Source organism: Cytobacillus pseudoceanisediminis, assembly GCF_023516215.1.
Taxonomy (GTDB): Bacteria; Bacillota; Bacilli; order Bacillales; family Cytobacillaceae; genus Cytobacillus; species Cytobacillus pseudoceanisediminis.
Genome location: NZ_CP097349.1, coordinates 4508552 through 4522177 on the forward strand (window position 1 = coordinate 4508552; position 13626 = coordinate 4522177).

Consider the following 13626-nt stretch of genomic DNA (forward strand, 5'->3'; position numbering starts at 1 on the left):
CATATATTTTAAAAAAAGAGTGCAAAAGGTCACAAAATTTCACGTTTTCTGTCGATATAATAAAGGAGTATAAATGAGATGGGGAGATCAATGATGTTCGGAAAAGGAAAGTTGAAGCGGCTGGAGGAAGAAAAGAGGGAATTGGAATCAAGCATTCAGGCTGCTGAAGAAGAATTTCAGCGCAGGGAAAAGTATTATCAGACACTGATTCATTCTTTTAATGAAGATTTGACGAATACGGTAAGCCAGCATGAGATTGTTAATGGACAGCATTACATGCTGGGAGATTTGGTTTTGAAAATTAAAGACGGTTTTGAAAACGTAAAAAGACATAGTGAAGCTACTTTTACAAACAGCCTCACTTTATCTGATAAGGGGGAAAATCTGATCCAGTCTGCAAAAGAGATGGTAAAAAGCTCGGAGGAAGGCCGTGGATCCGTGAGCAAGTCTGAACAGCTTATTAAGCAGCTGGGTGAGCAATTAGAAGTGAATTCACAGAAGATGGAGGCGCTGAGCAAAAGGTCAAAAGAAATTGAGATGATTGTTCAGGTCATAAAAGATATCGCGGAACAAACAAATCTCCTGGCTTTGAATGCATCCATCGAAGCGGCACGCGCAGGCGAGCAGGGCAAAGGATTTGCTGTCGTTGCGGATGAGGTCCGGAAACTGGCTGAAAGCACAGCGACGAGTACGGCTAATATCAGTTCCCTGACGAAAAATATTCAGGACGATATTGAAGCAACACTGAACTCCACAGTCGCAAGCACCGAATTAATTAAAGATGGCATGTCCCTCAGCGGTCAAACAACCAGCAAAATTGATTCAATCACAAGCCTTATCCATACGGTTGAAACAGAAGTCAGTGAAGTAATTGAAATGATAAACGCTCAGAAGGGATATTCCCAGGAGGTGGCCGCTGAGATTTCGGAGACGAAGTCAGTTTTTGATCAAGTGAACGAGCTGATCCAGAGGCATATTGACGATGCAAGGGTCGTTGACGAGAAGCTCGAAGGTGCCATCTCGCAGGTTAAGGCGGTAAATTACTAAGTTTTCAAAAGGGGTCAATTATGAAAAAGAAAAAACAGAAAGAAAAAGGGTCGCTGTTTTCATTTACTATTAGAAAGAAATTATTGCTCTCATTTATTATTATTCTATTAATTCCATCGACTTCAATTGGATACATTTCCTATCAAAAGGCTCAAGAAGAAATAACAGGCCAGATTGAAATGAGTGCGGATGACAATGTAAAAATCCTTGACCAATTTATCATGGACTTTATTAAAACAAAAATGGAAGATACGAATTATTTTTCAAAGCGGATACAGAAGGATTTTTACACTGCGGAGGAATTAGAGGAGACGAATAAAGCCTTTAGTCAATATAAAGAGCTGAATCCGGAGGCAGTTGCCATTTATGCAGGCTCTGAAAATGGAGATTTAGTCATTTATCCGCGTGCAGATTTGCCGGCTGACTTTGATGCAACCACACGCCCCTGGTATCAGGGAGCCATGGAGGCAAAGGGAAAAGCCTTTATCACAGAGCCATATGTTGATGCTGTAAGCGGAAATATCCTAATCACAGTAGCCCAAAAGCTCGGCGACAGCTCCGGTGTTATCGGGATTGACTTAAGTCTCTCTGCTCTAAGTGAACTATCCAATAACATTAAGATTGGGAAAGAAGGCTATCCCGCTATCTTAAGTGCGGAGGGAAGCTTTTTAGTGCACCCTCAGGAGAAGCCAGGCACAGAGGCAGAGGGAAGCTGGCTGCCGGAAGTACTGGAAAAGGAAAAAGGGCAGGTAGAATACACTCTTGATGGCGAAAAGAAAGAAATGCACTTTACCACCAATGGCCTGACAGGCATGAAGGTGCTTGGCACAATGAATCTGGAAGAAGTAACATCAGCCGTACAGCCTATCTTAGTGTCGACGATTATATTCATAGCCATTTTCGTACTTATAGGTGCACTTATTTCCTATTTTATTGTCCGGTCGATCACACGCCCGCTCAATCAGCTGATCGCAGCAACTGATAAAGTCAGCGAGGGAGACCTGACTCAGAAATTTGAGGTTAAAAATAACGATGAAATCAGCAAACTGGGCATCAGCTTCAATAAGATGGTCGCCTCCCTTCAGCAATTAATCAACCAGGTAGGTGAAAAAGCGGTTCACCTTGCTTCATCATCGGAGCAGCTGACGGCAAGCTCCGAACAGAATAACATGGCAACAGAGCAGGTGGCCAACTCCATCCAGGAAGTAGCAACAGCTACTGAGCAGCAGACGGAAAAGGTGAAAGAAAGCACTTCTGTCGTAAAAGAGATGTCCGGCCGCATTCAGAGAATCATGCTCAACACAAATGTCGTTGCCCAAACAGCTAATGAAACAAATGAAGTGGTTGTAAAAGGAAATGAAGCGATCGACCTTTCAACAAACCAGATGAAAAATATTAACCTAACAGTCTCTGAACTAGGTTCAATTGTTCATACATTAGGGAAGCGATCAGAGGAAATTGGCCAGATTGTCAATGTCATTTCTGAAATTGCCGATCAGACGAATCTGCTCGCACTGAACGCAGCGATTGAAGCAGCAAGGGCAGGTGAGCACGGGAGAGGCTTCGCCGTTGTAGCTGATGAAGTCCGCAAGCTGGCGGAACAATCATCCAAATCGACGGAAAGCATCCGCGAACTGATCTCAACGATTCAAACGGACACAAGCAAGGCCATCACTTCAATGGAAAAGGGAACAGCGGAAGTGGAAAAAGGAATTGACCTGGTTAACAATGCAGGAGATGCCTTCAGCCACATCCAGCAATTTGCCGACACCGTTTCGGGCCAGATCGCGGAAGTTTCCTCATCCATCAAGGACATGGCCGAAGGTGCCGACCAGGTGGTGGAACTCGTAAGCGCAATCGAAGAAATTGCTGCTGTCACCACAGCTGAAAGCCAGGACGTATCCGCTGCTACAGAAGAGCAGCTGGCGTCCATGGAAGAAATTGCGGCATCTGCTGCTTCGCTTTCGGGGATGGCGGAGGAGCTGCTGGATTCTATTAAGAAGTTTAAAGTGAATTAAATTAAAGGACCCGCCGGTTTGGCGGGTCTGTTTTTATGTGGCGGCAGGTTCAGAATGTGAACCCTGCAAAAAGAGCACGGAAACATACAAATAGATGCTTAACCCTGCAAATAGAACTGGAAATTCTGCAAATAGAATAGGTAATTTACAAATAGTTAGCTGGATACTGCAAATAGATGAACTGCATAAGAACGGGAAACGGCTCGCTTAGTTGATTTGCAAATAGAACCGGGGATTCTGCAAATAAACCGGAGTATGCTGCAAATAGCAGGATAAATTCTGCAAATAGAACGGGAAAAGTACAAATACCAGGCTGCTACAAGCAAATAGACGAGCAGCAATAGATCGGGGGTCAGTCTAGGATGATCAAATTGCAAATAGAATCTTAGATTTTGGAAAAAGAACTGGGAGCTCGCAAATAGATTCAGGCTTCTTGCAAATAGATATATTCCTCCCAAATTAAAAAAAGCTGCAAAAGCGTATCCAGCGCTTTCGCAGCTCCGTTTAAGGAAAATAGATATCAAGACGATTTTTATCTCTCCGCATAATATAGTAATTTTGAAAATCCTCGCCTATCAATATATTACGATACTTCTTCGAGTTGATGGTTACGATCCGCTTTCTGTTTTTGATAAAATATATCGTCCCCTCGTGGACGTAAATCTCATTAAAGCTGATACCATCCCGATCAATAAGCCCCTCTTCATAATAATAATTCAAAATGACATGCCTGTTCTTATAATCGCACAAAATCGTCAGGTCCCTCACTTGTTTTTCCATACCCTCAAAACATACCCCCGCATCCGCATTGATCGATAAATTGAGTGTCTGCTTTATTTCCGAAGTATATGAGCAGCGCTTCAGTTAGATAGTTATCGGGATTACCTAACTCAGCTGGTGTGACTATATTGACATAATATCCTTTAGCTGTCTGGCTTACTGCCGCCATCGCATCGTTGATCAGAAGCTCCAAATCACTAGCGTAATTACCATGCTCAAGTGAAATAGACCAGTTCTGTTCCATATTAGCACCTCAATTCAGCCTGATTATAAAATAATTGATTAGAAATATTTGTGCAGTTAATCACTATTCAGGGGATTTTTGATAAATTCGGTGTCTTTTATTTCTTTTAAAAGAAAGGTTCATTCTGGAGAGTAATCTTGAAGCCGTATAGGGGGAGGGTATATGGGTAAATGAGCGGAATTCCCAGTTGGTAATTGACGGCTTAATAAGCCGGAAGTAGTCTTGGATAGCCGCTTCATGTGCCAGAGGGGAGGAAAACATACACATTGGGCAGTGCCATTTCCCCCAATGGAAAATCATCGGAAGGGAAGTGCATTTAGGACAGCTAACACCAGTGAGAACTTCCTCAGCTGAGACATTGAAGTGCTCGAGAATCTCGGATGGTGAAGGATTATGTTTTTTTAACAAAGTTCGGCACAGCTTCCGTATCTCTTTAGGGTCAGTTTTTTCTTGAGGGTACTTATTTTCAATCTCATTAATTCTGTATAAAAGATGATGGGAGTGTAGAACTTTGTTAGATATACTCAGTGGATCTTTATCGGTTTTAATAATGGTGGAAGGATGGCTGATCACAACTAAGAATTCTACAGGAATCCCGGGAAATCCATTAAAATTGAGCCACGTTCTAAACTGATTCGTCTGATGTCGGGCTTGTGAAATGGGGTCGTGAAACCCTTCCTCTTTGTCATTGTGAATGCGGAGGAGCTGCTGAAAATGAGGGTCGAAAATCAAAGTTCCTGTCCAATTTTTAACTTCTAAAATGAGAGCGTAGTTCGTAGTTATCAGCAATGCATCGATCTGGAAGAAGTGTGTTCCGCTTGATAGCCGCAGGTTATGAAAAATCCAATATTTTTTAGGATCTAGAAAGCTTAAGTAATAAAATAATCTTTCTTCTCCCTTAAAGCCAGCGCTTCTCATTTTATAATCTGAGGTCATTTTTTCTCGCGCAGGATGCTGTTCGGGCGTTCTTCTTAACAACGCTTCAAGCTGTAGGTTAATTTCGGGGATTTTCAGGCTTTTAATAATCAAGTATGTCTCTCCTTTCTATGATAATAAGTTATTTTCGATAGTAATCTTAATTTATTTTTTTATATAGGAGTTTATTTGCAGGTTTTTGTGCTCTATTTGCAAATTATCTAACTCTATATGCAAGTATTAGACAATGGCTGTTTCCCGAATATTTTATTAGCAGAAAGTAGGCTGCTATTTGCAAAACGACCCTTGCTATTTGCAGCTTTCCCACTTAATTTGCAAAGTCCACATGTCCCACCCCATACCCTCCACATCCACTTTATTTCCGAAGTGCCATCTGTTAAGTAGTCATCTGGATTTTCCAGCTTACCCGGTGTGACAATATTGACATAGTATCGCTTTGCTGTCTGGCTGACAGCTGCCATAGCATTATTGAGCAGCAGCCCTAGGTTATTTACATACTCACCATGCTCCAGGGAAGCAGACCAGTTCTTTTCCATGATGGCATCTCTCTTCAGTTATATCTTACAATACATGGAAAATTGATGATGTGAGTTGAATCACATGGGCATTAAAATAGAACAGCCGCATACGCAGCTGCCCATAATAAATTATTCATTTTGGCCGTAGCTGATCAAGTTTGTAAAAATGCGGTAGCCTCCCGGGACCTGGCCTTGAATCTGGCGATAGAATACCAGGTTGGTATAAAGGTAGGTGCCTTCTCCGTAATCGGCCATGAGAATGCCGCCATCAAATGGCTCCTCATTCGGATCCCCCATGCGAACGAAGGTTTCAAAGCGGTCATCCCACTGCATTGGATAGTATAATCCTCTTTCCTGTATCCAGTTGGCCCAGTCGTCTTCAGTAATGTTATTTGGATAGTTGAAGAGCGGCGATTCAGGCTGCAGAACGGTAACAGGTGCATTTTCATCGGTTACCCTCCATCTGATGGATGGGTTTCCGATAGTCAGCGGGTATGGGGCAGTGTCTTCCGTCACCCAGCCATCGTTCGGCTTATGGTATTGGACCACCATATGCCCGCCATTTGCGACGTATTCCTTTAAACGCTCATTATTTGCTGTTAAGTCTTCACGTGACAGGTAGGCACGGATACCAACAACGATTGTATCGTATTGGCTTAAGTCCCCTGAAGCAAGATCTGTCTCAGTAAGCTTCGTCACATCAAGTCCTGCATTGGACAAGTAATCTGCCACTTTATCAAAACCGCTTTCAATGTAGCCGACCTTTAGGCCTTCTGGTGCCAGCAATTCAAAGGCGACCCCATTGACCTGGGCTGGATAGAGGTAATAAAATGTTCCGATATGGTCATATTGAATTTCTTGAACTGTTGAATCAAAGCTCTTTCCATTTACGGCTGCCTCGGCGGATAGTTTAAAGTCACCTTCCTGAATATCCGCAGGCGGGTTCAGTGTAAAGGTAACCTCTTTTTCCTCCAATGAGGCTTCGAAGTAAACTTCAGCCTTTTCGGGGCTTACTGACCATCCTTCCGGAACATTTAAGGATACGGAAGCCTGTGCAGCTCCTTCACGGTAATTTTTCACTTTTACATTTACAGGCACTTCTTCCTGAACGTCAGCGGTATTTATAACCAGATCTTCAGGAGAAAGGGTAAGGCCAACGTCCGGCAGTACGGCAATGGTGCCATCCAGTTCAGAGACAGTCACTGTCTTTGCACCGGCTGATTCATAGCTGACCTTTGCCTGTATGGCAGGGGTTTCGTATGCGTGATAATACGCTGCATCAGCTGGAACTTGGACCTTAAAAGTAACTTCAGCCGTTTTACCGGGTGCAAGGTCAGCAGCCTTGGACTTATTAGAAACCTTCCAGCCCTCAGGAGTGATCAGTTCAACATCAGCTTTCTTCAGCTTCTGACTGCCATTATTCGTTAAGGTAACAGTAACAGCCGTTTTCTGCCCTTTTGTCAGGATATTGGTCTCCGCCTGTGCATTAATCTCAAGGTCGGAGGATACCAGGCTCACATTCAGCAGCTGTTCTTTTTTCACTTCCAGCTTATGAAGAAGATCAGACTTCAGCTGGGAATCAAGCTTGGATTTCTCCGTTTTCTTTACTAAACGGTCTGCTTCTTTTAATGCTTGCTGCGTCTTACTGAATACCTGGCGGCTAGGGTAGCTGGAGATAATTCCATCCAGGCTTTTTGGAATTTTGTAAAATGCACCTGCAATGCTTTTTCTTTCTTAGGAAACGTTTTTGCCCATTCGTTAAAATCATATGGGATACCGGCAAAAAGATCATTGCTGCCATTTGTTTCAACCGCACTATCTACTAACTCCAGATGCGTTTGTCTTGGCGCGACAGGGATGTCATTGCCCATTCCCTGGCTTTTGTGCATATAGCGTGATTCCTCGCCGATTTGCGGATAGGACATGCCGTAGATAGGATCAAGCATGCCTATTTCAATCGATGTATCTGCTGTATCTTTACTGTCTGCCGGCAAATAGAACTTCTTTGTCTGCCAGACGGATAATCCCTCTTTTAATTGTTCAGGAAAAATGTTAGGATCTGCGGCATCTTTGAAGGCTTCCTGGCTGAGAATGGTCATTGTGCGGTGGTGTCCGTGCTGGGTATCCGAGTCTCTGAAGGATGGCATGACGATATCTGGCTGGTAAGTACGAATAAAACGGATTAATCTTTCATAAGTAAGGTCCTTGCCCCAGTGGCTTAAGGTTTCATCCTTTGTTTTGGAAAAGCCGAAATCATAGATGGTATCAGAGGTTGTTTCACTCAAATGGTAGGCTTTAACTCCGGTGATCTTTGCTGCTTCAATCATTTCCCGGGAGCGGATAATTCCAAGGCCGTTCCCAAGCTCCTGCCCGATTTCATTCTGGCCGCCCTCGCCGCGGTTGGCAATCAGGCTTGAGGTTTTAACACCAAGTCCTCTTGATAAGTAAGCAAGAAAGTCACTGCGCTCATCGTCAGGATGTGCTCCTGTATTCAAAAAGCTGACTGTTGTGTCCAGCGGCTTCACTGCACTCCATAGGTCGGGGTCATGCTCTTCTGACTGGGCACTTCCGCTGAGAGGCAGAAGGGAGATAATTAACGCTAAGGACAAAAAATAAATAAAGATTTTTTTCAATTTGTGTAACCCCTTTCAAAATGGTTTAACAGCGCTACTCTTACACTCCTTTCATCATGGGTCTAAAGCAGGTTAGTTAAACATCCTAACTAACTACCTGCAACTACCCGCCTAATAAATTTCATAATAGGGTAAATCTGCTAATAATTCAATATTCTAAAAATTAATTTAATTAAAATCCTCCTTTAGTCATATAAATAATCGCAATTATCATAAAATTAAAAATGATGGGTTGTAAACGATTACCAGGTAGGTTATATTGAAGTTAATTAGTAATATTTACTAACCAAATCAATTAAGGCCGTGATGTGATGAATTTTAATGGGACACCGATGCAAATGAAATCAATCAATAAAAAGAGAGTACTTCAATGGATTCAGGAAAATTCACCGACTTCAAGGGCCGAGATTGCTGCGAAGATTTCCATAAGCAAGCCGACTGTTTCTTTACTGGTAGATGAATTGATAGGGGAAAAGTGGGTGTATGAAAAAGGGATAGGCGAATCGTCTTCACAAGGCGGAAGGAGACCGATACATCTTTATTTCAATGAAAAAGCGGCTTATGTAATCGGAACAGATATCGGCGGCACGAAAGTAAAGACAGTCATTAGCGATCTCGGAGGCAACATCGTCCATTCCAGCAGTTTTTCAACCTGTCAATTTTTAGAATCTGGACTTTTAAAACAAATCGCCAAAGAAGTGCAGTCCATGCTGGAGGAATGCCAAATCCCCTGGATCAGGTGCTTGGAATGGGAGCAGGGGTTCCGGGGATTACACAAACATCCAGCGGAGTCGTCTTGGAAGCACCAAGCCTCAACTGGATTCGATACCCGTTCTTAGCGGAAGCCAACAAATACTTCTCTTTCCCGGTTCATGTGGACAATGATGTGAATGTTGGAGCACTTGGGGAGCAATGGCTCGGAAATGCGAAAAATAAACAGAATGTTCTGTTTATGGCGGTCGGAACAGGCGTTGGAAGCGGAATTATTATCAATAATCAGCTGTACCGCGGGTATACAAATGCTGCTGGCGAGATGGGCTATATGGTGACGGATAAAACAGACATGAAAAAAGACTTTAAGCCAATCTTTCACCGCTACGGTTATTTGGAAAGCGTCGCCGGCGGAAAATCAATCGGAAAAAAACTGACGGAAGTCATTCATCAGGATCCGGACCACCCTGCCTACTCTCAGGCAATAAAGGGAGAACTGCCGGGGGAAATGGCCTTTGCGCTTGCGAAAAAGGCGACAAATTAGCCATTACGGTCATTGAAGAAGCAATTGAACATCTGGCCTATGGAATCATTAATGCCGCGAGCTTATTGAATCCTGAAGTCATTATTTTAGGAGGTGGTGTTCTAAAATCATCTGATTACATTTTGCCTAAATTGGACAGGATCGTGAATCACTATCTTCCAAGTTCAGTAGAATTAAAGATTTCAAGATTAGGTGATAATGCGGGAGTCCTGGGTGCTGTTTCACTCTTTTTGCGGGAGCATGATAGTATTATCAAATTTTCTTAAACGAGGGGGATTTTTCAATGAAAAATAAGAAAAGGGCATCGATTTTAACCACTTTATCCATTTCGGCTGCACTAATGCTTTCAGCTTGCAGTTCTGAACAGGGATCCAGCTCAAGCTCTGAGAATGAGCAGGGAGAGAAAGAGAATAAGATGGAAGAAAAGGTAGTTATCTATTCACCGCATGGAAAGGATATTCTATCAAAGTTTGAACAGCAATTCGAGGAAAAATATCAGATTGATGTGGAATGGCTTGATATGGGATCACAGGAAATCCTGGACCGGATCCGCTCCGAGAAAAACAATCCACAGGCTGATGTCTGGTGGGGAGCGCCATCTGTAAACTTCGATCAGGCAAAGGATGAAGGATTATTAAAGCCATATGAGCCTTCATATGCAGGAAGTCTGGCAGAAGGCTTCCATGATCCTGAGTGGCACTGGTCCGGAACAAGCCAAACACCGGAAGTCATTATGTATAACAGCAAAGAATTATCAGAAGATGAAGCGCCAAAAGACTGGGATGAGCTTCTCGATCCGAAGTGGAAGGATGAAATCATCATCCGCTACCCGCTGGCATCCGGAACAATGAGAACGATTTTTTCAGCGATGATTTACCGTGACTTTAAGGACTCCAAGGATACAGCGGCCGGTTACGAATGGCTTGAGAAATTGGATGCCAACACGAAAGAATACGCAGCAAATCCTGAAATGATGTACAACAAGGTGGCCAAAGGGGAAGGAAAGCTATCTGTCTGGGCAATGCCTGACGTTGTCATGTTAAAAGAAAATAAAAATTATCCATTTGAATTCATCATTCCGGAAAGCGGAACACCCGTCCTGACAGAAGGGATTGCCGTTGTGAATGATGCTCCGCATCCGAAGGCGGCTGAAGCATTCTATGAGTTTGTCAACACGCCTGAAGCAGCCAAAATTCTTGCAGAGGAATTCTACCGCATTCCAACAAGGGATGACGTAGAGGGACTGCCTGAGTGGATTACAGAAACAGAGATTAAGAGCATGGATATCGACTGGAAGGTATTCCAGGAGAACAGCGACAGCTGGATGAAGTATTGGGATGAAAACATTAAGAGCGGAGAAAAAGAAATTAAAGAATAGGAAGTGTAATAGGTATGGCGTCCATAAACATAGATAATGTCCAAAAAGCCTTTGGAAAGGTTATTGCAGTCGATCATTTAAATCTGGATATAAAGGATGGGGAATTCTTTACCTTCCTTGGACCAAGTGGATGCGGCAAGACCACCACACTTCGGATGATTGCTGGATTCTATTATCCTACTAAAGGTGTTGTCCGTTTCGGCGATAAGGATATGACGCGTGTACCTCCTGAAAAGAGAAATACGGGCATGGTTTTCCAAAACTATGCCCTTTTTCCTCACATGACGGTGTTTGAGAATGTCGCTTTTGGATTAAGGGTTAGAAAACTTGGCTCCAAGGAGCTCAATATAAAAGTCAAGGCTGTATTGCAAAAGGTGAGGCTTGAGCAGTACGCCGATCGTCAGGTGAGCCAGTTAAGCGGAGGTCAGCAGCAGCGTGTCGCGCTGGCAAGGGCATTGGTGATTGAACCGGAGATTTTGCTCCTGGATGAGCCACTCAGTAACCTGGATGCCAAGCTGCGCGATGAAATGAGAAGCGAAATACTGAGATTGCAAAAAGATTATAATATCACCACAATCTATGTTACTCATGATCAGGCAGAAGCTCTATCCATGAGCGATCGGATTGCGGTATTTAACTTTGGGGTCTGCCACCAGGTGGGAACACCCTCGGAAATCTATAATGAACCAGCCAATGATTTCGTAGCGGGGTTTATCGGGGAAATCAATCTGCTTCCTGTGAAGATCAGCAGGATAGAAGATGAAAACATTCTTGTACAAGTGCAGAACGGTGAAAGTGCCAGTGAGCTTTCCGTCCGGAATGCCCCATTTAATTATAATCAGGAAAACAAAGGGAACCTGGCGTTATCCATTCGTCCTGAATCTATTAAAATACTGGAAAAAGAGACGGAAGGGAAAAATATCTTCAAAGGAATGGTTGAGGAAGTTCATTTCTTTGGCTCCCTCATCAATGTTGTGGTCAGGGCTGCAGGCCTTAAGCTCCAGGTGAATGCCCTGAATAGCGGCTTATCCAGAAACCTGCAGGCGGGTGCAGAGGTTTGGGTGGAATTGCCTGAAGAGCAGATGCGGATCATTCCTGTGGTGACTGGTGATGCATCATGATTAAGAATCGGGATACAAGGCTGACTCTGCTCCTCCTTATTCCGGTCCTGCTGGTTCTCATAGCTTATGTTCTATACCCCTCTTTACGCACCATAATGGAGAGCCTTCAAAAAGAAGGCAGCATGACGTTCGGGAATTACAGTGACTTCTTTACCCAGGAATCCAAGACCAATCTGGAAGCCCTGTGGAATTCTGTATATATTTCGGTATTAAGTGTCCTGGCCAGTGCACTGATCGGCATCCCGCTGGCATTCATTTTTAACCGGTATGATTTTCCGGGCAGAGGCTTCTTTGCATCGGCTGCCATTATGCCGATCGTCCTGCCGTCATTGGTAGGGGTAATGGCGTTCATGTTCCTGTATGGGGAAACCGGATTGATTCCCAATGCCATTAAAGACCTATTCGGGCTGGATGAAGTGCCTTTCAAAATAGGCGGTATATCAGGCATTTTGATAGTCCATGCATATACTATGTATGTGTATTTCTATATGACTGTTTCATCAGCCATTAATAAAATTGATCCATCTCTTGAAGAAGCTGCGTACAATCTGGGGGCCAATCGTTTTAAAGTGTTTTGGAAAGTAACCTTTCCATTATTGACACCGGCTATTGTAGCCGCATCTTTATTGGTGTTTATGATCTCAATGGCATCCTTCAGTGCGCCGTTTCTCCTGGCAGGAGGATTCAGGGTGCTGAGCCTGCAGATTTATTTTTCGAAGATTAATGGCGATATGGAAGTGGCCGCCACACAATCGGTTATATTATCGGTTGTATCGATCAGCTTCCTGCTGTTTATGCGCTGGTACCAAAACCGCAAGGATTACCGGATGGCATCTAAAGGAATTGGCGCCCATCGCAGTGAAGTCAATAATCCTGTTTTGAAGTGGATACTGGTCTTTACAGGAATCGTGGGAGTCATCATTCTGCTGCTTCCGCATTTCACGATTCTCCTTCTATCGCTCGTACCGGACGGAACTTGGACGTGGCAGACCTATCCATCGGTATTTAATTTTGAAAATTATCGTTTGTTGTTCCAGGATCCGAACATATTCAAGCCATTGAAAAATAGCTTGATCCTGTCGGTTATTGCTACAGCAGGGAATCTGGTCTTTGGGGTATTGGCATCCTATGTGCTCGTTAAACGGAAATTTGTTGGAAAAAGCTTTGTGGATATTTTAGTTATGATTCCATGGGCTTTGCCGGCTACCGTTATCGGGATGAATCTGATTTTTGCTTTTAATGAGCCAACCATCTTCTCATTTGGCAACATTCTCGTCGGCACATTCTGGATTTTGCCTCTGGCCTATTTTATCCGCCATATTCCATTGGTCGTCAGATCCACCAATGCTGTACTGGAGCAATTGGATGATTCCATAGAAGAAGCCTCAAGAAGCCTTGGGGCAAAGTGGTTCTATACGTTCAGAAAAGTAATCCTTCCGATTATTATGCCAGGGGTTTTATCAGGGACATTACTGGCATTCGTGGAGTCAGTCGGTGAATTTCCGACTTCGGTATTGCTGTATACCCTTTCAAACCGCCCTATTTCCATCGAGATTATGAATCAGCTGAGAATGTTCAATATGGGCCAGGCGGCAGCTTACGGTATGATCCAGATTACTTTAATCGCACTGGTTCTGTTCATATCAAACAAGTTTTTTGGAGTTAAGGCTGAAAAATCATTGTCTTAAAACGGAGT

Annotated in this window: 14 protein-coding genes; 8 read left to right on the top strand and 6 right to left on the bottom strand. The window is 43.5% G+C overall.

Annotation, left to right across the window (positions count from 1 at the left end):
- The first annotated feature begins 78 nt into the window (after positions 1 to 78).
- Both M5V91_RS24185 and M5V91_RS24190 read left to right on the top strand, forming a co-directional pair.
- Entirely contained in the window at positions 79 to 1047 is a 969-nt protein-coding gene (locus tag M5V91_RS24185; RefSeq protein ID WP_284521538.1) for a methyl-accepting chemotaxis protein, read from the top strand.
- A gap of 20 nt (positions 1048 to 1067) precedes the next feature.
- A complete protein-coding gene (locus M5V91_RS24190) occupies positions 1068 to 3065 on the top strand; it encodes a HAMP domain-containing methyl-accepting chemotaxis protein (protein ID WP_251174252.1) in 1998 nt (665 codons plus the stop codon).
- Positions 3066 to 3569: 504 nt separating this feature from the next.
- Here M5V91_RS24190 and M5V91_RS24195 read toward each other — a convergent pair.
- From M5V91_RS24195 to M5V91_RS24220, 6 genes are all read right to left on the bottom strand, one after another.
- Complete coding sequence (locus M5V91_RS24195; protein ID WP_019380720.1) at positions 3570 to 3845, bottom strand: hypothetical protein; 276 nt, start codon at positions 3843 to 3845, stop codon at positions 3570 to 3572.
- 4 nt (positions 3846 to 3849) lie between these two features.
- A complete protein-coding gene (locus tag M5V91_RS24200) occupies positions 3850 to 4089 on the bottom strand; it encodes a CGCGG family putative rSAM-modified RiPP protein (protein WP_369425913.1) in 240 nt (79 codons plus the stop codon).
- 63 nt (positions 4090 to 4152) lie between these two features.
- Complete coding sequence (locus M5V91_RS24205; protein ID WP_251174251.1) at positions 4153 to 5118, bottom strand: nuclease-related domain-containing protein; 966 nt, start codon at positions 5116 to 5118, stop codon at positions 4153 to 4155.
- A gap of 113 nt (positions 5119 to 5231) precedes the next feature.
- Entirely contained in the window at positions 5232 to 5561 is a 330-nt protein-coding gene (locus M5V91_RS24210) for a hypothetical protein (protein ID WP_251174250.1), read from the bottom strand.
- Positions 5562 to 5672: 111 nt separating this feature from the next.
- Positions 5673 to 7085 carry a COG1470 family protein gene (locus M5V91_RS24215; RefSeq protein ID WP_284521539.1) on the bottom strand — a complete coding sequence of 471 codons (1413 nt, stop codon included), beginning with the start codon at positions 7083 to 7085 and terminating at the stop codon, positions 5673 to 5675.
- An 83-nt stretch (positions 7086 to 7168) separates the two neighbouring features.
- Entirely contained in the window at positions 7169 to 8176 is a 1008-nt protein-coding gene (locus M5V91_RS24220; protein ID WP_284521540.1) for a PIG-L family deacetylase, read from the bottom strand.
- 311 nt (positions 8177 to 8487) lie between these two features.
- On the opposite strand from M5V91_RS24220, the gene M5V91_RS24225 reads away from it, so the two are divergent.
- Genes M5V91_RS24225 through M5V91_RS24250 form a run of 6 tightly spaced genes read left to right on the top strand, consistent with a single transcriptional unit; the run spans position 8488 to position 13618 of the window.
- Positions 8488 to 9015, top strand: coding sequence for an ROK family transcriptional regulator (locus M5V91_RS24225; protein WP_284521541.1), 528 nt, complete (start codon positions 8488 to 8490; stop codon positions 9013 to 9015).
- A complete protein-coding gene (locus tag M5V91_RS24230) occupies positions 8925 to 9431 on the top strand; it encodes an ROK family protein (RefSeq protein ID WP_284522304.1) in 507 nt (168 codons plus the stop codon). Before M5V91_RS24225 ends, M5V91_RS24230 begins: the two co-directional genes overlap by 91 nt.
- Positions 9432 to 9463: 32 nt before the next feature.
- Positions 9464 to 9697, top strand: coding sequence for an ROK family protein (locus M5V91_RS24235; protein WP_284522305.1), 234 nt, complete (start codon positions 9464 to 9466; stop codon positions 9695 to 9697).
- A gap of 17 nt (positions 9698 to 9714) precedes the next feature.
- Complete coding sequence (locus M5V91_RS24240) at positions 9715 to 10809, top strand: extracellular solute-binding protein (protein ID WP_251174247.1); 1095 nt, start codon at positions 9715 to 9717, stop codon at positions 10807 to 10809.
- Between the two features lie 14 nt (positions 10810 to 10823).
- On the top strand, positions 10824 to 11930 hold the full coding sequence (locus M5V91_RS24245) for an ABC transporter ATP-binding protein (protein ID WP_019380724.1): 1107 nt from the start codon (positions 10824 to 10826) through the stop codon (positions 11928 to 11930).
- On the top strand, positions 11927 to 13618 hold the full coding sequence (locus M5V91_RS24250; protein WP_251174246.1) for an ABC transporter permease: 1692 nt from the start codon (positions 11927 to 11929) through the stop codon (positions 13616 to 13618). Before M5V91_RS24245 ends, M5V91_RS24250 begins: the two co-directional genes overlap by 4 nt.
- The last annotated feature ends 8 nt before the right edge of the window (positions 13619 to 13626 follow it).